24 protein-coding genes are annotated in these 24,948 nt (G+C 72.3%); 18 read left to right on the top strand and 6 right to left on the bottom strand.

The genetic code is table 11. The annotated features are described in order from the left end of the window. Positions 1–2 precede the first annotated feature (2 nt). Positions 3–863 (top strand): YceI family protein, encoded by an 861-nt coding sequence (locus tag ABT106_RS06175; RefSeq protein WP_351273012.1) that lies wholly within the window; start codon positions 3–5, stop codon positions 861–863. A gap of 5 nt (positions 864–868) precedes the next feature. Here the strand turns inward: ABT106_RS06175 and ABT106_RS06170 are convergent, their stop codons facing one another. Then, positions 869–1,111, bottom strand: coding sequence for a hypothetical protein (locus ABT106_RS06170; RefSeq protein ID WP_351273010.1), 243 nt, complete (start codon positions 1,109–1,111; stop codon positions 869–871). Between the two features lie 61 nt (positions 1,112–1,172). On the opposite strand from ABT106_RS06170, the gene holA reads away from it, so the two are divergent. Further along, entirely contained in the window at positions 1,173–2,165 is a 993-nt protein-coding gene (gene holA, locus ABT106_RS06165) for a DNA polymerase III subunit delta (protein ID WP_351273009.1), read from the top strand. A 458-nt stretch (positions 2,166–2,623) separates the two neighbouring features. Here holA and rpsT read toward each other — a convergent pair whose 3' ends face one another. Then, on the bottom strand, positions 2,624–2,890 hold the full coding sequence (rpsT, locus tag ABT106_RS06160) for a 30S ribosomal protein S20 (RefSeq protein ID WP_267841598.1): 267 nt from the start codon (positions 2,888–2,890) through the stop codon (positions 2,624–2,626). Between the two features lie 257 nt (positions 2,891–3,147). On the opposite strand from rpsT, the gene lepA reads away from it, so the two are divergent. The 3 genes from lepA to hemW all read left to right on the top strand — a co-directional run bounded on the left by lepA (position 3,148) and on the right by hemW (position 8,456). Beyond that, entirely contained in the window at positions 3,148–5,013 is a 1,866-nt protein-coding gene (gene lepA, locus ABT106_RS06155) for a translation elongation factor 4 (protein WP_351273006.1), read from the top strand. Between the two features lie 225 nt (positions 5,014–5,238). Then, positions 5,239–7,131, top strand: a complete 1,893-nt coding sequence (locus ABT106_RS06150; protein ID WP_351273003.1) for an AMP-dependent synthetase/ligase — start codon at positions 5,239–5,241, stop codon at positions 7,129–7,131. Positions 7,132–7,223: 92 nt separating this feature from the next. Next, positions 7,224–8,456 (top strand): radical SAM family heme chaperone HemW, encoded by a 1,233-nt coding sequence (gene hemW, locus ABT106_RS06145; RefSeq protein WP_351273000.1) that lies wholly within the window; start codon positions 7,224–7,226, stop codon positions 8,454–8,456. Between the two features lie 93 nt (positions 8,457–8,549). On the opposite strand, the gene ABT106_RS06140 is transcribed toward hemW, so the two are convergent. After that, positions 8,550–9,350, bottom strand: a complete 801-nt coding sequence (locus tag ABT106_RS06140; protein ID WP_351272997.1) for a DUF3097 domain-containing protein — start codon at positions 9,348–9,350, stop codon at positions 8,550–8,552. Positions 9,351–9,378: 28 nt separating this feature from the next. Beyond that, positions 9,379–10,104, bottom strand: a complete 726-nt coding sequence (locus tag ABT106_RS06135) for an MBL fold metallo-hydrolase (RefSeq protein WP_351272994.1) — start codon at positions 10,102–10,104, stop codon at positions 9,379–9,381. Between the two features lie 159 nt (positions 10,105–10,263). Here ABT106_RS06135 and hrcA point away from each other — a divergent pair, with 159 nt between their 5' ends. From hrcA to ABT106_RS06105, 6 genes are all read left to right on the top strand, one after another. Further along, entirely contained in the window at positions 10,264–11,280 is a 1,017-nt protein-coding gene (hrcA, locus tag ABT106_RS06130; protein WP_351272991.1) for a heat-inducible transcriptional repressor HrcA, read from the top strand. After that, complete coding sequence (gene dnaJ, locus ABT106_RS06125; RefSeq protein WP_351272988.1) at positions 11,281–12,414, top strand: molecular chaperone DnaJ; 1,134 nt, start codon at positions 11,281–11,283, stop codon at positions 12,412–12,414. Between the two features lie 155 nt (positions 12,415–12,569). Next, positions 12,570–13,661, top strand: a complete 1,092-nt coding sequence (locus ABT106_RS06120; RefSeq protein WP_351272985.1) for a nitronate monooxygenase — start codon at positions 12,570–12,572, stop codon at positions 13,659–13,661. Continuing rightward, positions 13,658–14,401: a 16S rRNA (uracil(1498)-N(3))-methyltransferase gene (locus ABT106_RS06115; RefSeq protein WP_351272982.1), complete on the top strand. Its 744-nt coding sequence runs from the start codon at positions 13,658–13,660 to the stop codon at positions 14,399–14,401. Before ABT106_RS06120 ends, ABT106_RS06115 begins: the two co-directional genes overlap by 4 nt. Positions 14,402–14,506: 105 nt before the next feature. After that, positions 14,507–14,866, top strand: coding sequence for a histidine triad nucleotide-binding protein (locus ABT106_RS06110; protein WP_351272979.1), 360 nt, complete (start codon positions 14,507–14,509; stop codon positions 14,864–14,866). A gap of 3 nt (positions 14,867–14,869) precedes the next feature. Beyond that, the gene (locus ABT106_RS06105) at positions 14,870–15,778 is read left to right on the top strand and encodes a ribonuclease Z (RefSeq protein WP_351272976.1); all 909 of its coding nucleotides are present in this window, start codon (positions 14,870–14,872) and stop codon (positions 15,776–15,778) included. Here the strand turns inward: ABT106_RS06105 and ABT106_RS06100 are convergent. Continuing rightward, positions 15,775–15,927: a hypothetical protein gene (locus ABT106_RS06100; protein WP_351272973.1), complete on the bottom strand. Its 153-nt coding sequence runs from the start codon at positions 15,925–15,927 to the stop codon at positions 15,775–15,777. The genes ABT106_RS06105 and ABT106_RS06100 overlap by 4 nt on opposite strands. Positions 15,928–16,259: 332 nt before the next feature. Here ABT106_RS06100 and ABT106_RS06095 point away from each other — a divergent pair, with 332 nt between their 5' ends. The 6 genes from ABT106_RS06095 (at position 16,260) to ABT106_RS06070 (ending at position 22,320) form a co-directional block, all read left to right on the top strand. Beyond that, positions 16,260–17,357 (top strand): carbohydrate kinase family protein, encoded by a 1,098-nt coding sequence (locus tag ABT106_RS06095; protein WP_351272970.1) that lies wholly within the window; start codon positions 16,260–16,262, stop codon positions 17,355–17,357. A 231-nt stretch (positions 17,358–17,588) separates the two neighbouring features. Then, on the top strand, positions 17,589–19,700 hold the full coding sequence (locus ABT106_RS06090; RefSeq protein WP_351272967.1) for a PhoH family protein: 2,112 nt from the start codon (positions 17,589–17,591) through the stop codon (positions 19,698–19,700). Between the two features lie 13 nt (positions 19,701–19,713). Next, positions 19,714–20,211, top strand: a complete 498-nt coding sequence (gene ybeY, locus ABT106_RS06085; protein WP_351272964.1) for an rRNA maturation RNase YbeY — start codon at positions 19,714–19,716, stop codon at positions 20,209–20,211. Next, the gene (locus ABT106_RS06080; protein ID WP_351272962.1) at positions 20,208–21,512 is read left to right on the top strand and encodes a hemolysin family protein; all 1,305 of its coding nucleotides are present in this window, start codon (positions 20,208–20,210) and stop codon (positions 21,510–21,512) included. The genes ybeY and ABT106_RS06080 overlap by 4 nt, the downstream gene beginning before the upstream one ends. Next, on the top strand, positions 21,509–21,871 hold the full coding sequence (locus ABT106_RS06075; RefSeq protein WP_351272959.1) for an MmcQ/YjbR family DNA-binding protein: 363 nt from the start codon (positions 21,509–21,511) through the stop codon (positions 21,869–21,871). The genes ABT106_RS06080 and ABT106_RS06075 overlap by 4 nt, the downstream gene beginning before the upstream one ends. 95 nt (positions 21,872–21,966) lie before the next feature. Further along, on the top strand, positions 21,967–22,320 hold the full coding sequence (locus ABT106_RS06070; protein WP_351272957.1) for a cytidine deaminase-like protein: 354 nt from the start codon (positions 21,967–21,969) through the stop codon (positions 22,318–22,320). A 44-nt stretch (positions 22,321–22,364) separates the two neighbouring features. Here the strand turns inward: ABT106_RS06070 and ABT106_RS06065 are convergent, their stop codons facing one another. Continuing rightward, positions 22,365–23,675: an MFS transporter gene (locus tag ABT106_RS06065; protein ID WP_351272954.1), complete on the bottom strand. Its 1,311-nt coding sequence runs from the start codon at positions 23,673–23,675 to the stop codon at positions 22,365–22,367. Positions 23,676–23,746: 71 nt separating this feature from the next. On the opposite strand from ABT106_RS06065, the gene ABT106_RS06060 reads away from it, so the two are divergent. Next, positions 23,747–24,829, top strand: a complete 1,083-nt coding sequence (locus tag ABT106_RS06060) for a GlxA family transcriptional regulator (protein ID WP_502979233.1) — start codon at positions 23,747–23,749, stop codon at positions 24,827–24,829. Positions 24,830–24,948 lie beyond the last annotated feature (119 nt).

Below are 24,948 nucleotides of genomic sequence, written 5' to 3'. Positions count from 1 at the left end.
GGATGGAGACGGCCGGAAGTTCCAGCCCGCACACATCCGCCACACTGACGCTCCCACCGACGGCGCGGCTGCTCAGCTGCCGGGTTCTCGACACGGTCCACCAGCCGGTCCGGCTGGCCGCGTTCGAGGTGACCGACCCGATCGGCCGCCGGATCGTCAGCGGGGAGACCGACCCGTACGGCGGGTTCACGGCGGCCGTTCCGGAAGGGGAGTACCGGCTCTCGGTCACGGCCGAGGGGTACGCGCCGTTCCACGGGGCGACGATCGTGGGGGATCCGGCGCAGCCCGGCACCGCCGAGATCATCCTCGACGCGGTGGAGCCGCCGCTGCTGCCGCAGCCCGGCCACTGGGAGCTCGACCCGACGCATTCGTCGATCGGTTTCTCGGCCCGCCACATAGGGTTCGCGCGTGTCCGCGGCCGTTTCAACACGTTCGCCGGCGCGGTGCGGATCGCGGAGCGCATGGAGGACTCCTCCATGCACGTGATCATCGACGCGGCGAGCATCGACACGGGTCTGCGGATGCGGGACGACCACCTGCGGTCGGCGGACTTCCTGGACGCGGTCCGGCACCCCACGGTGGAGTTCTACAGCGAGCGGTTCATCCACCGCAGCGGCAGCCGCTGGGCGGTCGCGGGCGCCCTGACCCTGCACGGGGTCAGCCGCTCCGTCACCCTGGACACCCAGTACCTGGGCCTGGGCACGGGCCTCGAGGGCGAACCCAGGGCGGCCTGCCGGGCCACGGCCGAGCTGCACCGCGAGGATTTCACCCTGAACTGGCAGTCGATGCTGGCGCACGGGGTCGCGGCGATCGGGTCGAGCGTCGACGTGACGCTGGACATCCAGATCGTCCACAAGGCCTGACGGGGTCAGGGAGCTTCGAGCCAGCCCTCGTAGGCGTCGGCGAGGGCGTCGAGCGCGGCGGGGTCGAGCCGTTCCCGCGGGTCCTCGACCACCACCAGCCACTGGGCGTCCTCGGCGTCGTCCTCGCCGGCCAGGGCGTCGCGGACCAGCTGCGGTTCCTCCGGGAGGCCGAAGCGGTCCGCGGCCTCCCGGGCCACCTCCTCGGCGGCGTCGCGGTCGGGCAGGACGAGTACATGTCGCACGTTCACGCGACCATTCTCGGGCACGCGGCGCGGGGGGCTGTCCGTGCGGCGTGGGATGCTGGATCCGATGGCCACCAGGAAGAACTCCACCGACGATCCGCTCGCCCCGCTCACCCTCGCGGTGGGGCAGGAGGACCTGCTGCTCGACCGTGCCGTCCGGGAGATCGTGACGGCCGCCCGGGCCGCCGACTCCGAGACGGACGTGCGCGACCTCGCCCCGGAACAGCTCCAGCCCGGCACGCTGGCCGAGCTGACCAGCCCGTCGCTCTTCTCCGAGCGCAAGGTGCTGATCGTGCGCAACGCGCACGACCTGTCGGCGGACACGGTCAAGGAGGTCAAGGCGTACCTCGCCGCGCCCTTCGAGGAGATCACCGTCGTGCTCCTCCACGCGGGCGGAGTCAAGGGCAAGGGACTGCTCGACGCGGCCCGGAAGGCGGGGGCCCGCGAGATCGCGTGCCCGAAGATGACGAAGGCGGCGGACCGACTGGCCTTCGTACGGGGCGAGTTCCGCACGCTGGGCAGGTCGGCGACGCCCGAGGCGTGCCAGACCCTGGTGGACGCGATCGGAAGCGACCTGCGGGAACTGGCGAGCGCGGCGGCGCAGTTGTGCGCCGACGTCGAGGGCACGATCGACGAGGCCGTCGTCGGCCGGTACTACACGGGCCGGGCCGAAGCCTCCAGCTTCACGGTGGCCGACCGGGCCGTCGAAGGGCGCGCGGCGGAGGCACTCGAAGCGCTGCGCTGGTCCCTCTCCACCGGGGTGGCCCCGGTGCTGATCACCAGCGCCCTGGCTCAGGCGGTCCGCGCGATCGGCAAACTGGCCTCCGCCCCGCGCGGTGCCCGCCCGGGTGACCTCGCCCGGGACCTGGGCATGCCGCCGTGGAAGATCGACCGGGTCCGCCAGCAGATGCGGGGCTGGTCGGCCGACGGTGTCGCCGACGCCCTGCGCGCGGTGGCCGCCGCCGACGCGGGCGTCAAGGGCGGCGGTGACGACCCCGAGTACGCGTTGGAGAAGGCCGTGGTGGCGGTCGCCCACGCGGCCCGGCCGCCCCGCCGCTAGGGGGTGTCGTCACACTCGTTCCTGCCGTGCGGGCGTAGGGAACGACTTTGACGACACCCCTGGTGCCGTGACCGAGTCCGCGTCGTCGGTGCCGTGCATCGCGAGGCGCAGGAGCGGCCGAGCGCCGGACGTGCCCGGCCGGCCCGACAGCGCGGCGCGTACGCCCTCGGGCGATCACCCGGCCCGGCCGGTTGGTCCCGTTGCGCGGTGTCGCGGGCCGGCGTCCGGAAACGGGGTCGGCCCGCATCCGGACGCAAAGAAGCCCCCCAGTGGGGACCAGGGGGCTTCCACGCTGGTCAGCGTGGCGTACTAGCCAGCGTGCCGTGTCCAGAAACGAAGTCACGAGGTGTGCCGCACTTGCCGCGGCGTGCGAACGCAGGCCGCGTGCGGCGCGGTGTGCCGGTCGGGAGCGGAAGAGAGGGTCCGCTGAGTCCCTGCCGGCGATTCACATCGAGAGCTCAGCCCTGCAGGGCGGCAACCTTGACAGCCAGCGCCGACTTCTTGTTGGCGGCGGCGTTCTTGTGGATGACGCCCTTCGAGACAGCCTTGTCGAGCGCACGCGCGGCGGCGCGAGAAGCCACGGTGGCCTTCTCGGCGTCACCGGCGACGACGGCCTCGCGGGCCTTGCGGATCGCGGTCTTGAGCGAAGACTTGACGGCCTTGTTGCGCAGGCGCGCCTTCTCGTTCGTCTTGTTCCGCTTGATCTGGGACTTGATGTTCGCCACGAAAGAGCCTTTTCAGGTTCAGAGTTTTGTTCTTCGGATTGTGTCCCGACAGCCGAGAGGCCATACGAGACACAGCTACCCAGGCTACCAGGCACTCCGCGGGTGGCCCAAACCGAGCGCACTGCCCCGTCCATGGGACCATGGGAGTCTGCGTACAGATCCGAGATCCCGCCGCCGAGGGCGACGGGAGCCGGATCCACGCTCCGACCGACGCTCCGCAAACGCTTCCGACTGCGACCCGAGAATCAGGACACTGCGTGCCCGCGATCCCCAGCCACGTGCCCGAGCCGAGCCGTACCGACCCGGCGCTGATCCGCAACTTCTGCATCATCGCGCACATCGACCACGGCAAGTCGACCCTTGCCGACCGGATGCTCCAGCTCACCGGTGTGGTCGACCAGCGGCAGATGCGTGCCCAGTACCTCGACCGCATGGACATCGAGCGTGAGCGCGGCATCACGATCAAGTCCCAGGCGGTCCGGCTGCCCTGGGCCCCCACCACGGGCGAGGGTCTGGGCACCACCCACATCCTCAACATGATCGACACCCCCGGGCACGTCGACTTCACCTACGAGGTCTCGCGCTCCCTCGCCGCGTGCGAGGGCACCGTCCTCCTCGTGGACGCCGCCCAGGGCATCGAGGCCCAGACCCTCGCCAACCTGTACCTGGCGATGGAGAAGGACCTCGCGATCGTCCCGGTCCTGAACAAGATCGACCTGCCGGCCGCCCAGCCGGAGAAGTTCGCCGAGGAACTCGCGAACCTGGTCGGCTGCCAGCCGGAGGACGTGCTGCGCGTCTCGGCGAAGACCGGTCTCGGCGTGGACGTGCTGCTCGACAAGATCGTCGCCACGGTCCCGGCCCCGGTCGGCCCCAAGGACGCCCCGGCCCGCGCGATGATCTTCGACTCGGTCTACGACTCGTACCGCGGCGTGGTCACCTACGTGCGTGTGGTCGACGGCCAGCTCAACAAGCGCGAGCGCATCCGCATGATGTCCACCGGCGCCACCCACGAGCTGCTGGAGATCGGTGTCTCCTCCCCGGAGATGACCCCGGCCGACGGCATCGGCGTCGGCGAGGTGGGCTACATCATCACCGGCGTGAAGGACGTCCGTCAGTCCAAGGTCGGTGACACGATCACCAGCCTGCACAACGGCGCGACCGAGGCCCTCGGCGGCTACAAGGACCCGCGGCCCATGGTCTTCTCGGGCCTGTACCCGCTCGACGGCTCGGACTACCCGGACCTGCGCGAGGCCCTGGACAAGCTGCAGCTCAACGACGCCGCGCTGGTCTACGAGCCGGAGACCTCGGCGGCGCTCGGCTTCGGCTTCCGCGTCGGCTTCCTCGGCCTGCTCCACCTGGACGTGGTGCGCGAGCGCCTGGAGCGCGAGTTCGGTCTCGACCTGATCGCCACCGCGCCGAACGTCGTCTACCGGGTCGTCCTGGAAGACGGCAAGGAAGTCTCCGTCACCAACCCGAGCGAGTTCCCCGAGGGCAAGATCTCGGACGTGTTCGAGCCGGTCGTCCGGGCCACGCTGCTCGCGCCCTCCGAGTTCATCGGCGCGATCATGGAGCTCTGCCAGCAGCGCCGCGGCACCCTCCTCGGGATGGACTACCTCTCCGAGGACCGCGTCGAGATCCGCTACACCCTCCCGCTCGCGGAGATCGTCTTCGACTTCTTCGACCAGCTGAAGTCCAAGACGCGCGGCTACGCCTCCCTGGACTACGAGCCCACCGGCGAGCAGTCCGGCAGCCTGGTCAAGGTCGACATCCTGCTGCACGGCGACAAGGTCGACGCGTTCTCCGCCGTCTGCCACAAGGACGCCGCCTACGCCTACGGCGTGCGCCTGGTCGCCAAGCTGCGCGAGCTCATCCCGCGGCAGGCCTTCGAGATCCCGATCCAGGCGGCCGTCGGCTCCCGCGTCATCGCCCGCGAGACCATCCGCGCCATCCGCAAGGACGTCCTCGCCAAGTGCTACGGCGGTGACATCTCCCGTAAGCGGAAGCTGCTGGAGAAGCAGAAGGAGGGCAAGAAGCGGATGAAGATGGTCGGCTCCGTGGAGGTCCCGCAGGAGGCCTTCATCGCCGTCCTGTCCAGCGACGAATCCTCCGGCAAGAAGAAGTAGCGACCGGTACGGAACGAGGCCCTCACGCTCAGGCGCGAGGGCCTCTTTCGTTATGAACCGGCCGCTCGCGGGCTCTTACGCACCGGCCTGGCGGCCTCTAGTCTGATCACTGCTCGATGGTTACTCGCCAGTCACTAACCGGCGCGTCTCAAACCCGCCAGTCCCAAGCGCCCCCCAAGCGCCCCACGCCCACGCACTGCCGCGTGGACCGGTCCGGAGGATGTCGTGAGCGACACACAGACCTTGATCGAGAACCGTCCGCCCACCGTGGCGGCCCTCTTCCTTGAGCGCGTCGCCGCCACGCCCGACGCGGAGGCGTACCGGTTCCCGGTCCCCGCGGCCGGCGGCGAGGGCGCTCCCGACGACTGGAAGTCGCTCAGCTGGGGCCAGGCGGCCGAGCGTGTCTTCTCCATCGCCGCCGGCCTGATCACCCTCGGCCTCGAAGCGGAAGACCGTGTCGCCCTCGCCTCCAACACCAGGGTCGAATGGATCCTCGCCGACCTCGGCGTGATGTGCGCGGGCGCCGCGACCACCACCGTGTACCCGAGCACCAACGCCGAGGAGTCGGCGTACATCCTCGCCGACTCGGCCAGCCGGGTCCTGATCGCCGAGGACGCCAAGCAGCTGGCCAAGGCGCGACAGCACCGCGCGGACCTGCCCGGGCTGGCGCACGTCGTCGTCCTGGAGGCCGCCGACGCCGTCCCGGCCGACGGGGACCCGGACGGCTGGGTGCTCTCCCTCGCGGACCTCGAGAAGCGCGGTGCTGCGCACCTCGCCGAGAACCCCGGGGCGGTGAAGGAGCGGATCGCGGCGATCACCGCCGACCAGCTCGCCACCCTCATCTACACCTCCGGCACCACCGGCCGGCCCAAGGGCGTGCGGCTGCCGCACGACAATTGGTCGTACATGGCCAAGGCGACCGTGGCCACCGGGCTGATCACCAAGGACGACGTCCAGTACCTGTGGCTGCCGCTGGCCCACGTCTTCGGCAAGGTCCTGACCTCCGGCCAGATCGAGGTCGGGCACGTCACCGCCGTCGACGGACGCATCGACAAGATCATCGAGAACCTGCCGATCGTGCAGCCGACCTACATGGCGGCCGTCCCGCGCATCTTCGAGAAGGTCTACAACGGGGTCGCCGCCAAGGCGCGGGCGGCCGGCGGGGCCAAGTACAAGATCTTCCAGTGGGCGGTCGGCGTCGCCCGCGAGTACGCGAAGGTCACGCAGGACAACTTCCGGCGCACCGGCAACGCCACCGCGCCCTTCGGCCTCACCACCAAACACAAGATCGCCGACGCGCTCGTCTACTCCAAGCTCCGCGAAGCCTTCGGCGGCAACCTGCGCGCCGCCGTCTCCGGGTCCGCGGCCCTGGCGCCCGACATCGGCTACTTCTTCGCCGGCGCGGGCATCCACATCCTGGAGGGCTACGGCCTCACGGAGTCCAGCGCCGCCTCCTTCGTGAACCCGGGCGAGGCATACCGCACCGGCACCGTCGGCAAGCCGCTCCCCGGCACCGAGGTCCGCATCGCCGACGACGGCGAGATCCTGCTGCGCGGCCCCGGCATCATGGAGGGCTACCACGGGCTCCCGGAGAAGACCGCCGAGGTGCTGGAGGCGGACGGCTGGCTGCACACCGGGGACATCGGCGAGCTGTCGGCCGACGGCTACCTGCGGATCACCGACCGCAAGAAGGACCTGATCAAGACCTCGGGCGGCAAGTACGTCGCCCCGGCCGAGGTCGAGGGCCAGTTCAAGGCGATCTGCCCGTACGTGTCGAGCATCGTGGTGCACGGCGCGGACCGGAACTTCTGCTCGGCGCTCATCGCGCTCGACGGACCCGCCATCCTGGGCTGGGCCGCCGAGAACGGGCTGGAAGGCAAGACGTACGCGCAGGTCGTGGCCGCCCCGGAGACGACGCGGCTGATCGAGACGTACGTACAGACCCTCAACGAGGGGCTCCAGCGCTGGCAGACGGTCAAGAAGTTCCGGCTGCTGCCCCGGGACCTGGACGTCGAGCACGGCGACCTCACGCCGAGCCTGAAGCTGAAGCGGCCCGTGGTCGAGCGTGAGTTCAAGCACCTGATCGAGGAGATGTACGAGGGCTCCCGCGAGGCGTAGCACCCGCCGCGGGACCGGCGGGGCGGGGCATCGGCCCGCCCCGCCGCGCCCGCCGTTCCCGGGAGGCGCGCCGGGTGCGGGACAATGGGCGCATGCCTTCCGCACTGCCCGACGGTGAACCCATGCCCGAAGACGGCTCGCTGCCGTCGCACGCCCTGGCGGGCGCCGGCGAGCGGCCGCTCGGCTTCTACCTGCACGTCCCGTACTGCGCCACGCGCTGCGGGTACTGCGACTTCAACACCTACACGGCCACCGAGCTGCGCGGCACCGGCGGCGTCCTCGCCTCCCGGGAGTACTACGCCGACACCCTGATCGACGAGGTCCGCCTCGCCCGCAAGGTGCTCGGCGACGACCCCCGCGCCGTCCGCACCGTCTTCGTCGGCGGCGGCACGCCCACGCTGCTCCCGGCCCGGGACCTCGTACGGATGCTCGCGGCGATCCGGGACGAGTTCGGCCTGGCCGAGGACGCCGAGGTCACCACCGAGGCCAATCCGGACTCCGTGAACCCGGAGTACCTGGCCGAGCTGCGCGCCGGCGGCTTCAACCGGGTCTCCTTCGGCATGCAGAGCGCCCGGCAGCACGTCCTGAAGGTCCTCGACCGCACCCACACGCCCGGGCGGCCCGAGGCGTGCGTCGCGGAGGCGCGGGCGGCGGGCTTCGAGCACGTCAACCTCGACCTGATCTACGGCACGCCGGGGGAGTCGGACGAGGACTGGCGGGCCACCCTGGCCGCCGCGCTCGGCGCCGGGCCGGACCACATCAGCGCGTACGCCCTCATCGTCGAGGAGGGCACGCAGCTCGCCCGCCGCATCCGCCGCGGCGAGGTTCCGATGACGGACGACGACGTGCACGCCGACCGCTACCTGATCGCCGACGAGGTCATGACGCGGGCCGGGTACCACTGGTACGAGGTGTCGAACTGGGCCACCACCGAAGCCGGCCGCTGTCTGCACAATGAGCTGTACTGGCGCGGAGCCGACTGGTGGGGCGCGGGCCCCGGCGCGCACTCGCACGTCGGCGGCGTCCGCTGGTGGAACGTGAAGCACCCCGGCGCCTACGCCGCCGCACTGGCGGGCGGCAGGTCCCCGGGCGCCGGGCGCGAGCTGCTGTCGCCGGAGGACCGGCGGGTCGAGCGCATCCTGCTGGAGCTGCGGCTGCAGGACGGCTGCCCGCTGACGCTGCTGGCCCCGGCGGGGCTCGCGGCGGCCGGGAAGGCCCTCGCGGACGGACTCCTGGAACCGGGCCCGTACGCGGCCGGGCGGGCCGTGCTGACCCTGCGGGGACGGCTGCTGGCCGACGCGGTGGTCCGGGACCTGGTGGACTGACGCCCGCCGTACGGGGTGAGGGGCGCCGTGACGGGTGACGGGCAGACGGCGGCAGGACGGGCGGACGGCGGGAGAAGCGGGCGGCGCTGGGCCTCAGGGGGCCGTCACGAAGTCGATCAGCTCCTCGACGCGGCCCAGCAGCGTCGGCTCCAGGTCCTTGTACGAGGTCACCCGCGACAGGATGTGCTGCCAGGCGGCCCCGGTGTTCTCCGGCCAGCCCAGGGCCCGGCAGACGCCCGTCTTCCAGTCCTGCCCGCGCGGCACCACCGGCCACGCGGCGATGCCCAGCGCGGATGGCTTCACCGCCTGCCAGACGTCCACGTACGGGTGGCCCGCGATCAGCACGTCCGGCGAGGTCACCGCGGCCGCGATGCGGGACTCCTTCGACCCCGGCACCAGGTGGTCCACGAGGATGCCGAGCCGGGCGTCCGGGCCCGGCCCGAACTCCGCCACGATCGCCGGGAGGTCGTCGATCCCCTCCAGGTACTCCACCACCACGCCCTCGATCCGCAGGTCGTCGCCCCAGACCCGCTCCACCAGCTCCGCGTCGTGCCGGCCCTCGACGTAGATCCGGCCGGCCCGCGCCACCCGCGCCCGCGCCCCCGGGACGGCGATCGACCCCGACGCCGTACGGGACGGCGCCACCGGGCCGCGCGGCGGGCGGACCAGGGTGACCACCGCGCCGTCCAGCAGGAACGCGGCGGGTTCCATCGGGAACACCCGCCGCTTGCCGAACCGGTCCTCCAGGGTCACCGTGCCCGCCTCGCAGCCCACCACCGCGCCGCAGAAGTCCGTACCGGCGGCCTCGACCACCAGGTCGGGCTCCGCCGCCACCTCGGGCACGGCCTTGGGGCGCTTCCACTGCGGGGTCAGGTCGGGGGAGTACTCGCGCATCCGGCCGACACTAGGAGAGGCGCGGCGATCACGCCTCCGACACGCCGAAACGCGCGGCCAGTGTGGCGCGTTGCGCACGGACGAAGGCCGCGTCGACCACCGCTCCGTGACCCGGCACGTACAGCGCGTCGTCACCGCCCAGGGCCAGCAGCCGGTCCAGGGCGTCCGGCCAGCGGGCCGGCACCGCGTCGTCGCCCGCCTGCGGCTCGCCCGACTCCTCCACCAGGTCCCCGCAGAAGACCGTCTCGCGCTCGCCCGGGACGAACACCGCCAGGTCGTGCCCGGTGTGCCCCGGCCCCACGTTGGCCAGCAGCACCCGCACCCCGCCCAGCTCCAGCGTCCACTCGCCCGACACCGTGTGCCGGGGGAGCACCAGCAGCTCGACGGCCTGCGCCGCCTCCGGCGAGGCCAACCCGTGCCGCACCGCGGACCGCCGCAGCGTCTCCCGCCCGGCGTCCAGGACGGAGTCCAGCCCGACCGCGGCGTACACCTCGGCCCCGGAGAACGCCGCCGCGCCCAGAACGTGATCGAAATGCCCGTGCGTGAATGCGATATGGGTCACGCGGCGGCCCGTCAGCCGCTCGGCCCCGGCACGGATCTCCGCGCCCTCCCGCAGGCACGAACCGGGGTCGATCAGGAGCACCGACTCGTCCCCCACCACCAGTCCCACGGTGCAGTCCCACACCGGAAGACGCCGCCGTCCGGCCCGTCCGGTCAGCCGTTCCCAGCCCGCCTCTTCCCATCCCACGTCCATGCGGCGACGCTACCCTGACGGGCCACCCTTGCCAGGGTCTTACTACCCGGCCGTACACTGGGCGGGGGATCTCTGGCACTCGAACGACCAGAGTGCCAAACGGAATGCCAACGAACGCCGGCGGAACACGGCGACGGACCACAGCTGGAGGTGTGCGCGATGCTCAGTGAACGCAGGCTCGAAGTGCTGCGCGCCATCGTCCAGGACTACGTCGGGACCGAGGAGCCGGTCGGCTCCAAGGCGCTGACCGAGCGGCACCGGCTCGGCGTCTCACCCGCCACCGTGCGCAACGACATGGCCGTGCTGGAGGACGAGGGCTACATCGCCCAGCCCCACACCAGCGCCGGCCGCATCCCCACCGACAAGGGCTACCGGCTCTTCGTCGACCGGCTGGCGGGGGTCAAACCCCTGTCGACGCCCGAGCGCCGGGCCATCCAGAACTTCCTCGACGGCGCGGTGGACCTCGACGACGTCGTCGGCCGTACGGTGCGGCTGCTCGCGCAGCTCACCCGGCAGGTCGCCGTCGTCCAGTACCCCTCGCTGACGCGTTCCACCGTGCGTCACGTCGAGCTGCTGTCGCTGGCCCCGGCCCGGCTGATGCTCGTACTGATCACGGACACCGGGCGCGTCGAGCAGCGGCTCATCGACTGCCAGACCCCCTTCGGGGAGACCTCGCTCGCGGACCTGCGGGCCCGGCTCAACAGCCGGGTCGTCGGCCGCCGCTTCACCGATGTGCCCCCGCTCGTCCAGGACCTCCCCGAGTCGTTCGAGGCCGACGACCGCGCCACGGTCTCCACCGTGCTCGCGACGCTCCTCGAAACCCTGGTCGAGGAAGCCGAGGAACGGCTGATGATCGGCGGAACCGCCAATCTCACCCGCTTCGGACACGATTTTCCCCTGACGATCAGGCCGGTGCTCGAAGCGCTGGAGGAGCAGGTCGTGCTCCTCAAGCTGCTGGGCGAGGCCAGTGAGTCGGGAATGGCCGTACGGATCGGGCACGAGAACGCCTACGAGGGGCTGAACTCCACGTCGGTCGTCTCGGTCGGTTACGGTTCGGGCGGCGAATCCGTCGCCAAACTCGGCGTGGTCGGACCGACCCGCATGGATTACCCCGGAACGATGGGAGCGGTACGCGCAGTGGCACGTTACGTCGGACAGATCCTGGCGGAGTCGTAAGTGGCCACGGACTACTACGCCGTTCTCGGCGTGCGCCGCGACGCTTCCCAGGACGAGATCAAGAAGGCATTCCGGCGGCTTGCGCGCGAGCTGCACCCGGATGTGAACCCCGATCCCAAGACGCAAGAGCGTTTCAAGGAGATCAACGCGGCGTACGAGGTGCTCTCGGACCCGCAGAAGAAGCAGGTCTACGACCTCGGCGGTGACCCGCTGTCCTCCTCGGGCGGCGGCGCGGGCGGATTCGGTGCGGGTGGCTTCGGCAACTTCTCCGACATCATGGACGCCTTCTTCGGCCAGAGTCAGCAGCGCGGCCCGCGCTCGCGGACCCGCCGCGGCCAGGACGCCATGATCCGTCTCGACCTGGAACTGGACGAGGCGGCCTTCGGGACCACCAAGGACATCCAGGTCGACACGGCCGTCGTCTGCACGACCTGCTCCGGTGAGGGCGCCGCCCCCGGCACCTCGGCGCAGACGTGTGACATGTGCCGCGGCCGCGGTGAGGTCTCGCAGGTCACCCGGTCCTTCCTGGGCCAGGTCATGACCTCGCGCCCCTGCCCGCAGTGCCAGGGCTTCGGCACCGTCGTCCCGACCCCGTGCCCCGAGTGCGCGGGCGACGGCCGGGTCCGGTCCCGCCGCAGCCTCACGGTCAAGATCCCGGCGGGCGTCGAGAACGGCACCCGCATCCAGCTCGCGGGCGAGGGCGAGGTCGGCCCCGGCGGCGGCCCCGCCGGCGACCTGTACGTGGAGATCCACGAACTGCCGCACTCGACGTTCCAGCGCCGCGGGGACGACCTGCACTGCACGGTCACCATCCCGATGACGGCGGCCTCCCTGGGCACGAAGTGCCCGCTGGAGACGCTGGACGGCCTGGAGGAGATCGACATCCGGCCCGGCACCCAGTCCGGGCAGGCGATCCCGCTGCACGGGCGCGGCGTCACGCACCTGCGCGGCGGCGGGCGCGGCGACCTCATCGTGCACGTCGAGGTCACCACTCCGAACAAGCTGGACGCCCAGCAGGAGGAACTGCTGCGCCAGCTGGCGAAGCTGCGCGGCGAGGAGCGGCCCACGGGCCAGTTCGCGCCGGGTCAGCAGGGCCTGTTCAGCCGCCTGAAGGACGCCTTCAACGGCCGCTGAACGGCCCGCGGGCACGCGTACGAGCCCGGCCCGGGAACACCCCGGCCGGGCTCCGCGCATCCTGCCCGTACAGGGCGCTCCCGGGCCGGATGCGGACTATGCCAGGCGAAAGCCGTGATTCGGTGCGATGAGCGGGACATGGCACGATGCAGTCCATGTCCACCGCACCGAACGGTCTTTCTCCGTACCCGATCGTGCAGGCTCCCATGGCGGGCGGCGCCTCGTGCCCTCCGCTCGCCGCAGCCGTGTGCGAAGCGGGCGGACTGGGCTTTCTGGCCGGCGGGTACAAGACCGCCGACGGCATGTACCAGGAGATCAAGCAGCTGCGCGCCCTCACCCGGCGCCCGTTCGGCGTCAACCTCTTCCTGCCGCAGACCGGCCACGTGGACCCGGCCGCCGTCGAGGCGTACCGGGGCCAGCTGGCCGGCGAGGCCAACTGGTACGGCATCTCCCTCGCCGCCGAGGACATCATGGGCACCTCCGACGACGGCTACGACGCCAAGCTCGCCATCCTCCTGGAGGACCCGGTCCCCGTCGTCTCCTTCACCTTCGGCCGGCCCTCCGGCGCGGCGCTCACCGCGCTGCGCAAGGCCGGCACGTACACCGTCGTCACCGTGACCTCGGTCGAGGAGGCCCGCGGCGCTCAGGAGGTGGGCGCCGACGCGGTCTGCGTCCAGGGCGTGGAAGCCGGCGGCCACCAGGGCACCCACCGCGACGACCCGCAGGCCGACGGCACCGCGGCCGTCGGACTGCTCGCGCTGGTGGCGCAGGTACGGGAATCCGTGGCCCTCCCGATCATCGCGTCGGGCGGCCTGATGCGGGGCTCGCAGGTCGCGGCGCTGCTCGCGGCGGGAGCCGAGTCGGCCCAGCTCGGGACGGCCTTCCTCGCCTGCCCCGAGTCGGGGGCGCATCCGCTGCACAAGAAGGCGCTGACGGACCCGCTCTTCGTACGGACCGAACTGACCCGCGCCTTCTCCGGGCGGCCGGCGAGGGGGTTGGTCAACCGCTTCATGCGCGAGCACGGACCGTATGCCCCGGCCGCCTACCCGCAGGTCCACCACCTGACCTCGGGGCTGCGCAAGGCGGCCGCCGCGGCCGGCGATCCGCAGGGCATGGCCCTGTGGGCCGGCCAGGGGCACCGGCTGGCGCGGACGCTGCCGGCCGGGCAGCTGGTGGAGGTGCTCGCCGCCGAACTGGCCGAAGCACAGAACACGTTGAAGGCAAGGCAGATGAGGAGCGTGTCATGACGGCCCCGGTGTTCGTGGTCGAAGAGGTCCCCGCGGGGACGGAGTTCGTCCTGGACGGCCCCGAGGGCCGGCACGCGGTGTCCGTGAAGCGGCTCAACCCGGGCGAGGAGGTGGTCCTCACGGACGGCCGCGGCCGCTGGGCGCAGGGCGCGGTCAAGGCCGCGGAGGGCAAGGACCGGCTCGTCGTGGCGGTCTCCGGGGTCTTCGAGGAACCCGAACCGGCCGTACGGATCACCGTGGTCCAGGCGCTCCCCAAGGGGGACCGGGGCGAGCTGGCCGTCGAGACCATGACCGAGACCGGCGTCGACGCGATCGTGCCGTGGCAGTCCTCGCGCTGCGTCACCCAGTGGCGCGGCGACCGCGGCGCCAAGTCCCTGGCCAAGTGGCGGTCCACGGCGCGGGAGGCGGGCAAGCAGTCCCGCCGCGTCCGCTTCCCGGAGGTGGCCGAGGCCCTGTCCACCAAGCAGGTCGCCGCCCTGCTGGCCGGCGCCGACCTGGCGATGGTCCTCCACGAGGACCGCGACACCCCCTCGCAGGCCCTGGCCTCGGCGGCCCTGCCCGCGGCGGGCTCCGTCGTCCTGGTGGTCGGCCCGGAGGGCGGGGTCTCCCCGGACGAGCTGGCGGCGTTCGCCGCCGTCGGAGCCCACCCGTACCGGCTGGGCCGCTCGGTCCTGCGCACCTCCACGGCGGGCACCGCCGCGACCGCGGTGCTGCTGGCGCGGACGGGGCGCTGGTCCTGAACGGGCCGGTGGCGCCGGGGCGCCGGCCCTGAACGGGCGCCCGGCGTGACCGGGGCCGGGCTGGATACGATGCCCGGACCGATCACCGTCACGGAAGGCGTACCAATGGCCGGGGAACCGCAGGCCGACTGCCTGTTCTGCAAGATCGCCACGGGGGACATCCCGGCGACCGTCGTCCGGGAGACCGAGACGACCATCGCCTTCCGGGACATCAGCCCGAAGGCGCCCACGCACGTGCTCGTCATTCCCAAGGTCCACTACCCGGACGCCGCCTCGCTCGCCGCCGCCGAGCCGGGCATCGCCGCCGACCTGCTGCGCGAGGCCGGGCAGGTGGCGGCGGACGAGAAGGTCGACGGCCAGGGCTACCGGATCGTCTTCAACACCGGCGCCGGCGCCGGCCAGACCGTCTTCCACGCGCACGCGCACGTCCTCGGCGGGCGCGGCCTCGAGTGGCCCCCCGGATAGACCGTGTCCGCACGAGAGTTCGTGGTGCTGGGCACCGCCAGCCAGGTGCCCACCCGCCACCGCAACCACAACGGCTACCTGCTGCGCTGGGACGGCGAGGGCATCCTCTTCGACCCGGGCGAGGGCACCCAGCGCCAGATGCTCCGCGCCGGGGTCGCCGCGCACGACATCCACCGGATCTGCGTCACGCACTTCCACGGCGACCACAGCCTCGGGCTGGCCGGGGTGATCCAGCGCATCAACCTGGACCGGGTCCCGCACCCGGTCACCGCGCACTACCCGGCCTCGGGGCAGAAGTTCTTCGACCGGCTGCGGTACGCGACGGCCTACCGGGAGACGGTGGACCTGCGCGAGGAGCCGGTGGCACGGGACGGGGTCCTGACGGGTGAGGCCCCGTACACCCTGGAGGCACGGCTGCTCTCGCACCCGGTGGAGTCCTTCGGGTACCGGCTGACCGAGCCGGACGGGCGCCGCATGGTGCCGGAGCTGCTCGCGCGGCACGGCGTCAAGGGGCCCGACGTGGGCCGGATCCAGCGGGACGGGCGCCTCGGCGAGGTCACCCTGGACGAGGTCAGCGAGGCCAGGCCCGGGCAGCGGTTCGCCTTCGTCATGGACACCAGGCTGTGCGACGGGGTGACGGAGCTCGCCGACGGCTGCGACATGCTGGTGATCGAGTCGACCTTCCTCGACGAGGACGTCCGGCTGGCGGTCGACCACGGCCACCTCACCGCGGGCCAGGCGGCCGGTGTGGCGCGTGAGGCGGGCGTACGGCACCTGGTGCTGACGCACTTCTCGCAGCGGTACCCGGACCCCTCGGAGTTCGAACGGCAGGCCCGGGCCGCGGGGTTCGAGGGGGAGCTGACGGTGGCGGCGGACCTGATCCGCGTACCGGTCCCCAAGCGGGCGCCTTAGCCCTGGCGAAGCGTCGCGCTCCACGCCCCGGCCCCCAGCTCCGCGGCGCCCACCCGCGCCGCCGCGCCCGACGGAGCACCCACACCGGCCGCCAGGACCGCCGCCGTCAGCCCGAGCGGGCCCGCGCCCAGCGCCACGGCGAAGGCCACGCCGAGGGTGACCTCCGACAGCCCGGCCTGCCGGCCACCGCGAGCAGCAGCCCGGTCCGGGCGGCCGGGCGCGGCCCGTGGGCCACGAGGGGCCAGACGGCGGAGGGCGCGGAGGCGCGGTGCTGCACGGGTGTGCCGGGAGGTGCGTGGGAGGCGCCGCAGAGTGAGCGGGGCCCCTGTCTATCAAGGGGCCGGAGTTGAGGAGAAGAGCCTTCCTGTGGTGATCTGCGCCACACTGGGTTTTGCTGCTGTCCGGCACGGGCAGGGCTGGCAGCTTTCCACTGAACGCCCGCACGCAGAAACGACCCTTCCAGAACAACGGGGAGCACACCGTGACCAGTCGGGACAGCTTCGACAGCCTCTCAGCCGCCGTGGATCCGCTCGGTCCGGTGCGCGACCCCGAGGAACCCGGCTGCGACGTCTTCCTGACCGGAACCGTCTTCCTCGACATCATCTTCACCGGCCTCGACTCGGCCCCGGTGCGCGGTACGGAGTCCTGGGCGCGCGGCATGGGTTCCAGCCCCGGCGGCGTCGCCAACATGGCGACCGCCCTCGCCCGGCTCGGCCTGCGCACCTCGCTGGCCGCGGCGTTCGGGGACGACCACTACGGCGAGTACTGCTGGGACGCGCTCGAACAGGGCGAGGCCATCGACCTGTCGATGTCCCGGACCGTCCCCGGCTGGCACAGCCCGGTCACGGTCTCGATGGCCTACGAGGGCGAGCGCACGATGGTCTCGCACGGCCACGAGGCCCCGCCGCCGGCCGGCCCCGGCCCCTTCCCCCAGTGCCCGCCGAGGGCCCGCGCGGCCGTGGCCTCGCTGGGACCGGGCCACGGCGAGGGATGGATCGGCGAGGCCGCGCGGCGCGGCTCGCGGGTCTTCGCGGACGTGGGCTGGGACGAGAGCGGCCGCTGGGACCTGGGGGCACTGGCCGACCTGGAGCACTGCGAAGCCTTCCTGCCGAACGCGGGCGAGGCGATGCGCTACACGCGGACCGACTGCCCGCGGGCGGCGGCCCGGGCGCTCGCCGAGAAGGTGCCGATCGCGGTGGTGACGATGGGCGCGGAGGGCTCGTACGCCGTGGACGGCCGCACCGGGGAGACCGCCCAGGTCCCGGGGATCGCGGTCGAGGCGCTGGACCCGACGGGAGCCGGGGACGTGTACGTGGCGGGCTTCGTCACCGGGACCCTGGCGGGCTGGCCGCTGGCGGACCGGCTGGCCTTCGCCGGGCTGACGGCGGCGCTGTCGGTCCAGGAGTTCGGCGGCTCCCTGTCGGCCCCCGGCTGGCCGGAGGTCGCCCACTGGTGGCACGCCGCGCCGGACGGGCTGCGCGGCCGGTACGCGTTCCTGGACGAGCTGATGCCGCCGGGCTCGACCCCGGCGGCGCGGCGCCGCGCGGTGCCGACGATCGGCTTCCGGCACTCCGCGTAGGCCGTGCCGCCGAGGTCCCCTCCGGCCGGCGGGGCTCGCCCGCGGGAGGCCCGGCCGGCCGCCGCTCCCGGCCCCGGAGCCGGGACCGCGGGGGTGCGCCCGGTTCCGGCGGCCCCGGCGGGCGTAAAACCCCTCGGGGAAGGCGGGCCGGAGACGTAGGCTTGGTAGTCCGAGGCCGTCGATCGGCGCGGCCCCCCAGCGGGAGGTATGTGCAGGCCACAGTGCCGGCCCATGACTCAGACACCGACATCCCACACCCCGGCGCCGGGCCAGGCGCGCGCCCACTTCACCGTTCCCGCGACGCACCCGATGGTCACGGTGCTCGGTTCGGGAGACGTCCTGTTGCGCGTGATCGAGAGGGCCTTCCCGAAGGCCGACATCCACGTGCGGGGCAACCAGGTCAGCGCGATCGGCGACGCGGCGGAAGTCGCCCTGATCCAGCGCCTGTTCGACGAGATGATGCTGGTGCTCCGCACCGGGCAGCCGATGACGGAGGACGCAGTGGAACGCTCGATCGGCATGCTCAAGGCGAGCACCAACGGCAAGGGCGGCTCCGAGGAGACGCCCGCCGAGGTCCTCACCCAGAACATCCTCTCCAGTCGCGGCCGCACCATCCGCCCCAAGACCCTCAACCAGAAGCGGTACGTCGACGCGATCGACAAGAACACGATCGTCTTCGGCATCGGCCCCGCCGGTACCGGAAAGACCTACCTCGCGATGGCCAAGGCCGTCCAGGCGCTCCAGTCCAAGCAGGTCAGCCGGATCATCCTGACCCGGCCCGCCGTCGAGGCCGGGGAGCGGCTCGGCTTCCTGCCGGGCACCCTCTTCGACAAGATCGACCCGTACCTGCGCCCGCTCTACGACGCGCTGCACGACATGATCGACCCCGACTCGATCCCGCGCCTGATGGCCGCGGGCACGATCGAGGTGGCGCCCCTGGCCTATATGAGGGGTCGCGCCCAGCCGGTCTTCACGAAGGTGCTGACGCCGGACGGCTGGCGCCCGATCGGTGATCTCGAGGTGGGCGACCTCGTGGTTGGTTCGAACGGTGAACCGACCCCGGTCCTCGGCGTCTACCCGCAGGGCGAGCGGGACATCTACCGCGTCACGGCCCAGGACGGCTCCTGGACCCTGTGCTGCGGCGAGCACCTGTGGACGGTCAGGACGCGGGACGACCAGCGTCGGGACAAGCCGTGGCGGGTCCTGGAGACCCAGGAGATGATCGGCAAGCTGAGGGCGGCGCACGCCCGGAGATACGAGCTGCCGCTGCTGACCGCACCGGTCGCGCTTCCGGAGCGCGAGGTTCCCATGGACCCCTACGCGCTGGGGCTCCTTCTGGGCGACGGGTGCATCACCGGCTCCACGACGCCGTCGTTCTCCACCGAGGACGAGGAACTCGTCAGCGCCCTGGTGGCGGCGCTTCCCGGTGGTGCCGCGCGGCACAGGGGCGGTCCCGACTACGTCCTGAACCCTGTGAAAGCGCCCGGTGACAGGGTCACCCTGGCGAATCCGGTCACGCGGGTCATGCGCGAGCCGGACCTCCTCGGCAGCCGGTCGCACTCCAGGTTCGTGCCGGACGAGTACATGTTCAACGCGGCCGAGATCCGTCTCGCCGTACTTCAGGGCCTGCTCGACTCCGACGGTGGACCCGTCACCCGGCGGGACCGTTCCTGCCGGATCCAGTACTCCACGGCGTCGATCGTCCTGCGCGACGACGTGATCGCCCTCGTGCAGTCACTCGGCGGTGTGGCGTACACCCGGCGTCGCAGGGCGGAGGGCCGGGTTCAGGGCACTGCTCTCGCCCCCCATCGATACGACGCGCACGTCGTCGACATCCGGCTCCCCGAGGGCATCGAGCCCTTCCGCCTCACCCGCAAGCGCGATGCGTACCACGCGGCCGGAGGTGGCGGGCGCCCGATGCGGTTCATCGACTCCATCGAGCCCGCGGGTCGCGAGGAGGCCGTGTGCATCCAAGTGGCGGCTGAGGACTCGCTCTACGTCACGCAGGACTACCTGCTGACGCACAACACCCTCAATGAGGCGTTCGTCGTCCTCGACGAGGCACAGAACACCACCACCGAGCAGATGAAGATGTTCCTGACCCGCCTCGGCTTCGAATCGAAGATCGTCGTCACCGGTGACGTGACGCAGGTCGACCTCCCCGGCGGGGCCAAGAGCGGGCTGCGGCAGGTGCAGGACATCCTGGAGGGCGTGCCCGACATCCACTTCTCGAGGCTCACCTCCGAGGATGTCGTCCGGCACAAGCTGGTCGGCCGTATCGTCGACGCGTACGAGCAGTACGACGAGACCCGGCCGGCCCCGGACGGCCATCAGCGGAAGTAGAACCCAGCGCACCATGTCGATCGACGTCAACAACGAGTCCGGAACCGAGGTCGACGAGCGGGCGATCCTCGACATCGCCCGCTACGCGCTCACCCGGATGCGGATCCACCCGCTCTCCGAGCTCTCCGTCATCGTGATCGACGAGGGGGCGATGGAGCAGCTCCACATCCAGTGGATGGACCTGCCCGGACCCACCGACGTCATGTCCTTCCCGATGGACGAGCTCCGTCCGCCGACGAAGGACGACGAGGAGCCCCCGCAGGGGCTCCTCGGTGACATCGTGCTCTGCCCCGAGGTCGCCAAGAAGCAGGGCGAGGACGCCCCGACGCAGCACTCCATGGACGAGGAGCTCCAGCTCCTGACCGTCCACGGGGTGCTGCACCTGCTCGGGTACGACCACGAGGAGCCGGACGAGAAGGCCGAGATGTTCGGCCTCCAGGCGGCCATCGTCGACGGCTGGCGCGGTGAGCGCGGAGTGACCGGTCCGTCGCCGGCCCCGACCGTCTCGTGAACGCCGCCCAGCTCATCACCGGCGCGGTCCTCCTGGTGGTCGTGGCCTGGTTCGCGGCGTGCGCCGAGTCCGGGATCGCCCGGATCTCCAGCTTCCGAGCCGACCAGGCCGTACGCGAGGGCCGACGCGGCAGCGCGAAGCTCGCCCAGGTCTCCGCCGACCCCACCCGCTACGTCAACGTGGCGCTGCTGGTCCGCGTCACCTGCGAGATGGCTGCGGGCGTGCTCGTCACGTACGTCTGCCTCGACGAGTTCGGGGAGAACTGGACCGCGCTGTTCGTGGCCATCGCCGTGATGGTGCTGGTCTCGTACGTCGCCGTCGGCGTCTCGCCCCGTACGATCGGCCGCCAGCACCCGCTGAACACCGCGACGGCGGCGGCGTACGTGCTCGTGCCGCTCGCGCGGATCATGGGTCCGATCCCGCAGCTGCTCATCCTCATCGGCAACGCGCTCACGCCCGGGAAGGGCTTCCGCAAGGGGCCGTTCGCCTCCGAGGCCGAGCTGCGGGCGATGGTGGACCTGGCGGAGAAGGAGTCGCTGATCGAGGACGACGAGCGCCGGATGGTGCACCAGGTCTTCGAGCTCGGCGACACCCTGGTGCGCGAGGTGATGGTGCCGCGCACCGACCTGATCTGCATCGAGCGGTACAAGACGATCCGTCAGGCGACCACGCTCGCGCTGCGGTCGGGCTTCTCGCGCATACCGGTCACCGGGGAGAACGAGGACGACATCGTCGGGATCGTGTACCTGAAGGACCTCGTCCGCAAGACGCACGTCAGCCGGGAGGCGGAGTCCGACCTCGTGTCCACGGTGATGCGGCCCGCCCTCTTCGTGCCCGACACGAAGAACGCGGGCGACCTGCTCCGCGAGATGCAGTCGGTGCGCAACCACGTGGCCGTCGTCATCGACGAGTACGGCGGCACCGCCGGCATCGTCACCATCGAGGACATCCTCGAGGAGATCGTCGGCGAGATCACCGACGAGTACGACCGCGAGATCCCGCCGGTCGAGGACCTGGGCGAGGACAGCTACCGCGTCACGGCGCGTCTGGACATCACCGACCTCGGCGAGCTGTTCAAGGTCGAGGCCTTCGACGACGAGGACGTGGAGACGGTCGGCGGGCTGCTCGCCAAGGCGCTCGGCCGGGTGCCGATCGCGGGCGCCTCGGCGCTGGTGGAGCTGCCGGACGGGCGTCCGCTGCGGCTGACGGCCGAGTCCCCGGCCGGCCGCCGGAACAAGATCGTGACCGTGCTGGTCGAACCGGTCGCCCCGGCGGCGGCCGAGGGCGAGGAGGGCGAATGACCCCGGAACGGCTGCGTGCCCTCTGCCTCGGTTTCAACGCGGCGGTGGAGGAGTTCCCCTTCACCCCGGAAACCTCGGTGTTCAAGGTGCTGGGCAAGGTGTTCGCGCTCTCCGCGCTGGACGGCGAGCCGCTGAAGGTCAACCTCAAGTGCGAGCCCGAGCTCGCGGTGCGGCTGCGCGAGGAGCACGAGGCGATCGTGCCCGGCTACCACATGAACAAGCGGCACTGGAACACCGTGACGGTGGGCGGGCCGGGCGGGCTGCCGGACGCCCTGGTGCGGGAGCTGGTCGAGGACTCGTACGACCTCGTGGTCGCGGGCCTGCCGAAGGCGGAGCGGCTGCGGCTCGACCGCCCCTGACCCGGTCGCCGGGCGGGGTGGGGCGCCGCGCCGCGGCGGTGCGTGGCGCGGCCCCGCCCGGGCGCCCGGTCCGCGGGCTCCCTATGCTTCCGCCCATGACCGACAGCACCGGGATCGACCCCGAGGACAGCAAGATCATCACGCTGGCGCGCAGCGCCCGGGCCCGCAACGGCGTGCCCGAGGGGGCGGCGGTGCGCGACGAGACGGGCCGCACCTACGTCGCCGGGACGGTGGAGCTGGACTCCCTGAAGCTCAGCGCCCTGCAGACGGCCGTCGCGATGGCCGTGGCCAGCGGGGCGCGGTCCCTGGAGGCCGCCGCCGTGGTCAGCGCGGCCGACGCCCCCGCCGACGCCGACCGCGCGGCCGTCCGTGACCTGGGCGGGCCGGACACCCCGGTCCTGCTGGCCGCCCCGGACGGCACCCTGAAGTCCAGCACCCCGGCCGGCTGACACCCGTACGCCCGTCGGCGGCCGCCCCGGCTCAGGCCCCCGGCTCAGGCCGGGGCGGGCAGCGGCGGCGCGGGCCGCGCGGGTGACCGGCGGATGACCATCGCCATCAGCGCGGCCATGGCGCACAGCGCCCCCGACGCGTACCAGACGACGTCGTACGAGCCGAAGGCGTCCCGCGCCAGGCCGCCCAGGAAGGCCACCACGGCCGCTCCCACCTGGTGCGAGGCCAGTACCCAGCCGAAGACGATCGCGCTGTCGTCGCCGTAGTGCTCGCGGCACAGCGCGATGGTCGGCGGGACGGTCGCGACCCAGTCCAGGCCGTAGAACACGATGAAGAAGAGCAGCGGGGGCTGGACCGACGGGGCCAGCAGCATCGGCAGGAACAGCAGCGACACCCCGCGCAGGGCGTAGTAGACGGCCAGCAGGCGCCGGGCCTCGAAGCGGTCCGTGAACCAGCCCGAGGCGATCGTGCCGACGACGTCGAACACGCCGATCACCGCCAGCAGCCCCGCCGCGGCCGTCACCGGCATGCCGTGGTCGTGGGCGGCCGGTACGAAGTGGGTGCGCACCAGGCCGTTCGTCGAGGCCCCGCAGATGGCGAAGGTACCGGCCAGCAGCCAGAAGGGGCCCGTGCGCGCGGCCTTGAACAGCACCGTCACCGCCCGGCGCGCGGCCCCCGGGACGGGGGCGGGCTTGGCGGTGTACGCGCCCCCGTACGGGGCGAGGCCCACGTCCGCCGGATGGTCGCGCAGCAGAAGCCATACGAACGGGACGGTGGCCGTGGCCGCCAGCGAGACGGTCACCGCGGCCGGGCGCCACCCGTGGTGCTCCACCAGCCAGGCCAGCAGCGGCAGGAAGATCAGCTGGCCGGAGGCGCCTGCGGCGGTCAGGACGCCGGTGACCAGCCCGCGCCGGGCCGTGAACCAGCGGTTCGTCACCGTCGCGGCGAAGGCCAGCGCCATCGAGCCGCTGCCCAGCCCCACCAGAACGCCCCAGAACAGCACCAGTTGCCAGGACGCGGTCATCCACACGGTGGCGAGCGAGCCGCCGGATATGACGAGCAGGGCCACCGCGACGACCCGGCGGATGCCGAAGCGGTCCATCAGGGCGGCGGCGAAGGGCGCGGTGAGCCCGTACAGGGCGAGGTTCACCGAGACGGCGAAGGCGATGGTGCCGCGGGACCAGTCGAACTCGCCGTGCAGCGGCTCGATGAGCAGTCCGGGCAGGGAGGCGAACCCGGCGGCCCCGATGATCGTCACGAAGGCGACGGCCGCGACGAACCACGCGCGGTGGACCCGTCCGGCCGGGCGCGGGGCGGGCGGGGTGGCCGTGGAGGCGGGGGCTGTCTGTGTCACGGGGCCAGCATCCGGCCCGCGGGCATCCGGCCGACAGTGGCCTGACTGTCATGCTTCGCTACGATCGGGCCATGACCGCCATGGAGTCGCAGGTGCAGCCTCAGTCGTCGCAGCAGTCCTCGTCGCTGCCGCTGCCGCTGCCGGAGTCGCTGCCGCTGCCGCAGCCGCACCGGGTCGTCGTACTCGCCCTCGCCGGACTGCTGCCCTTCGAACTCGGCATCCCGCACCGGATCTTCGGGCGGGCGAAGGACCCCGCCGGGCGGCCGCTCTACGAGATCCTCACCTGCGGGCTCACCCCGGGGCCGGTGCGCACCGACGCCGACTTCGCCGTCCACGTCGAGCACGGCCCCGGACTGCTGGCCACGGCCGACACAGTGGTGGTGCCCGCCTCGTACGAGCTGGGGCCGGTCTACGACCAGGGCCGGCTGAGCCCGGAGCTGGCCGCCGCCCTCGCGCACATCCGCCCCGGCACCCGGCTCGTCTCCATCTGCACCGGCGGGTACGTGCTGGCCGCCGCCGGCTACCTCGACGGCCGCCCGGCCACCACCCACTGGGCCTCCGCCGAGCACTTCCAGCGGCTCTTCCCGGCCGTACGGGTGGACCCCGGGGTGCTCTACACCGACGACGGGGACGTGCTGACCTCGGCCGGGGTCGCCGCCGGGATCGACCTGTGCGTGCACATCGTGCGCCGCGACCACGGGGCGGCCGTCGCGAACGAGGTGGCGCGGCGCACCGTCGTACCGCCCCACCGGGAGGGCGGCCAGGCCCAGTTCATCGAGCGCCCGGTGCCCGAGCCGCAGCTCGCGAGCACCACCGCGGCGCGGGCGTGGGTGCTGGACCGGCTGCACGAGCCGCTGCGCCTGAGCGACCTGGCCCGGCAGGAGGCCATGTCGGTACGGACCTTCACGCGCCGCTTCCGTGAGGAGTCGGGGATCAGCCCCGGGCAGTGGATCACCGGGCAGCGGGTGGAGCGGGCCCGGCTGCTGCTGGAGCGGACGGACCTGCCGGTGGAGCAGGTGGCGCGGGAGACGGGCTTCGGGACGGCCCAGTCGCTGCGCAAGCACGTGCAGGCGGTGCTGGGGGTGAGCCCGACGGCGTACCGGCGCACCTTCCGCGAAGGCGGCGGGGCCGGGGCCGTCGTACGGGCATCCTGACATCTCCTGATGGGCCATCAGTTGATGCCGGGCCCGCGCATTGACTTCTGCCGCCCCCCGCTCGTCAATGGCCCCCTGTCGGCGGGACGGAACCCAGGGGGCGGGCAGTGCGAACAGGG

This window comes from Streptomyces sp. NPDC002044 (genome assembly GCF_040296725.1).
Classification (GTDB): domain Bacteria; phylum Actinomycetota; class Actinomycetes; order Streptomycetales; family Streptomycetaceae; genus Streptomyces; species Streptomyces antarcticus.
This window is presented reverse-complemented; position numbering and strand designations above follow the sequence as displayed.

What these genes read in the sequence shown, in the direction of transcription:
- ABT106_RS06175 (WP_351273012.1), top strand. Translation starts at nt 3, where the DNA reads ATGGAGACGGCCGGAAGTTCCAGCCCGCACACATCCGCCACACTGACG.
- holA (WP_351273009.1), top strand. Translation starts at nt 1,173, where the DNA reads ATGGCCACCAGGAAGAACTCCACCGACGATCCGCTCGCCCCGCTCACC.
- hemW (WP_351273000.1), top strand. Translation starts at nt 7,224, where the DNA reads ATGCCTTCCGCACTGCCCGACGGTGAACCCATGCCCGAAGACGGCTCG.
- ABT106_RS06140 (WP_351272997.1), bottom strand. Translation starts at nt 9,350, where the DNA reads ATGCGCGAGTACTCCCCCGACCTGACCCCGCAGTGGAAGCGCCCCAAG.
- ABT106_RS06135 (WP_351272994.1), bottom strand. Translation starts at nt 10,104, where the DNA reads ATGGACGTGGGATGGGAAGAGGCGGGCTGGGAACGGCTGACCGGACGG.
- hrcA (WP_351272991.1), top strand. Translation starts at nt 10,264, where the DNA reads ATGCTCAGTGAACGCAGGCTCGAAGTGCTGCGCGCCATCGTCCAGGAC.
- ABT106_RS06120 (WP_351272985.1), top strand. Translation starts at nt 12,570, where the DNA reads ATGTCCACCGCACCGAACGGTCTTTCTCCGTACCCGATCGTGCAGGCT.
- ABT106_RS06115 (WP_351272982.1), top strand. Translation starts at nt 13,658, where the DNA reads ATGACGGCCCCGGTGTTCGTGGTCGAAGAGGTCCCCGCGGGGACGGAG.
- ABT106_RS06110 (WP_351272979.1), top strand. Translation starts at nt 14,507, where the DNA reads ATGGCCGGGGAACCGCAGGCCGACTGCCTGTTCTGCAAGATCGCCACG.
- ABT106_RS06090 (WP_351272967.1), top strand. Translation starts at nt 17,589, where the DNA reads ATGACTCAGACACCGACATCCCACACCCCGGCGCCGGGCCAGGCGCGC.
- ybeY (WP_351272964.1), top strand. Translation starts at nt 19,714, where the DNA reads ATGTCGATCGACGTCAACAACGAGTCCGGAACCGAGGTCGACGAGCGG.
- ABT106_RS06075 (WP_351272959.1), top strand. Translation starts at nt 21,509, where the DNA reads ATGACCCCGGAACGGCTGCGTGCCCTCTGCCTCGGTTTCAACGCGGCG.
- ABT106_RS06070 (WP_351272957.1), top strand. Translation starts at nt 21,967, where the DNA reads ATGACCGACAGCACCGGGATCGACCCCGAGGACAGCAAGATCATCACG.
- ABT106_RS06060 (WP_502979233.1), top strand. Translation starts at nt 23,747, where the DNA reads ATGACCGCCATGGAGTCGCAGGTGCAGCCTCAGTCGTCGCAGCAGTCC.